This window comes from Streptomyces niveiscabiei (assembly GCF_001419795.1).
Classification (GTDB): domain Bacteria; phylum Actinomycetota; class Actinomycetes; order Streptomycetales; family Streptomycetaceae; genus Streptomyces; species Streptomyces niveiscabiei.
Genome location: NZ_LIRL01000124.1, coordinates 1 through 1697 on the forward strand (window position 1 = coordinate 1; position 1697 = coordinate 1697).

The 1697-nt window shown below is 73.0% G+C and carries 2 protein-coding genes; both read right to left on the bottom strand.

Annotation, left to right across the window (positions count from 1 at the left end; genetic code table 11):
• The coding region (locus AOK24_RS07055) for a formyltransferase family protein (RefSeq protein ID WP_276206826.1) at positions 1 to 1326 on the bottom strand (1326 nt) is incomplete at its 3' end.
• Positions 1323 to 1697, bottom strand: a 375-nt coding sequence (locus tag AOK24_RS07060; protein ID WP_159051808.1) for an acyl carrier protein, incomplete at its 5' end; no start/stop codon positions are given. The genes AOK24_RS07060 and AOK24_RS07055, both read right to left, overlap by 4 nt.

Genomic DNA, 1697 nt, shown 5'->3' on the forward strand with positions numbered 1-1697 from the left:
GTGGATGTCCCGGCGGTACGGCGACTCCGTGCGGAGCCGGTCGAGTCGAGGGCCGAGCCCGGCGGAGAGGTCGGCGAGGGGGTGGCTGAGGGGGTTCTCCGGTATGTCCAGGGGGAGTTCGGCGGCCAGGACGCGGCTCGCCGGGGGGTGCGCGGAGATCGCCACGGTGCGCTCGCCGCCGCGTGCGAGGCGGGTCAGGAACGCCAGCACGGCGGCCAGGGCGGTCTGTTCCGGGGCCGCCGTGCGGAGCGGTACGGGCAGGGGGACCGGGGCCGCGTGGCTCGTCGTCGGCGTCAACTGGCCGAACCTCGGCGGGAGTACGGGCTCCAGTCGGCCCAGCGTGCGCAGCCAGCGCGCCTCGCGGCGGTGGGCCGCCCTCGACGCCTGCTCCAGTCCGGCCGCCTCCTCCTCGGAGAGGTGCGGGAAGCGGCCATCCAACTGTCGGGCCAACACCGGGAGTTCGAGCTTCTCGCCGGTGAGGGTGGCCAGGTCGGTGAGGCGTATGTCCTTGTCGGCGGTCGCGACCGTGAGGGTGTCCGGGGTGACCGTGACGATCGTGCCGGGGGCCGCTGTCGACGGCTGGCCGGTGAGCTCGACCGCCCGGACGGCCACCAAGTCGTCGCCGGTCGCGAGGAGGGCCGTGCCGAAGTCGTTGCGGCGCCTGCCGAACGCCGTCGCGCGGACCAGGGCGTCGAGCCCGGCGGCCTCCGAGCGCCAGTCGAAGACGCCGCCGCGCGGCGGGCCGTCGTACCGGGCGTGGTACGTGCGCAGGGCCAGGTCCTGCGGGGTGCGGACGGCCGTGCCCGCCGCCAGCTCGTCGATCAGCTCGGCGAAGGACTCGATGCCGGCGTCGAAGCAGGCGACGTCCAGGTCATGCACGGTCGCGGCCGGGGGGACCGGGACCACGCGCTGCTTGAGCAGGTCGCCCGTGTCGGCCTCGCGGTTCATCACGTGCCAGGTGACGCCGTGTTCGCGCTCGCCGTCCAGGATGGCCCAGCTCGTCGCGTAGAGACCGGCGTGCTTCGGGAGGGGGCCGTCGTGGAAGTTGACCGGGAGGTCGGCGGGGAGGCTCAGCACCTCGTCCGGGAGCATGCGGAGGTTGGCGATGCTGAACAGGTAGTCGAAGGTGAGGGGTTGGAGTCGGGCGGCGAGGTCCTTGCCGAAGGGGACGGCGGGCAGGCCCTCGCTCTCCGCCCACGCCAGCAGGTCGGGGGCGGGGGAGACCACGGCGGCGACCGTGTGGCCCCGGGACAGGAGGAGGCGGGTGCACTCGACCAGGAGGGCTTCCTCGCCGATGACGACACAGGTGAACGGTGCGGCGGTCATCGGTCGCCCCCTTCGGACTTCGCTTGCTGGGAGAGGAGTTCGGCCAGGAGTTCTTCCACGGCTTCGTCGGACATGCCGGCGATGAGGCGCTCGGCCTCGTCCAGGGGCGCGTCCTCTTCGGCGAGGGGCGCCGGAGCGGGGGTCGCCTTCGCTCGGAAGTGGTCGGCCAGTTGGCGGATCGTGATGCGCTCGAACAGGAGCGTCGCCGACTGCGGGCCGTACACCGCTTCCAGTGCTCGCGTCAGTTCGAGGACGACCAGCGAGTCCACGCCGTAGTTCTCGAAGGTGAGGTCGGGGTCCAGTTGCCCGGGGGCCATCTCCAGGACCCTCGCGAACACGTCGGTGACCTGGTGGAGGGGGTCGGTGGGGGC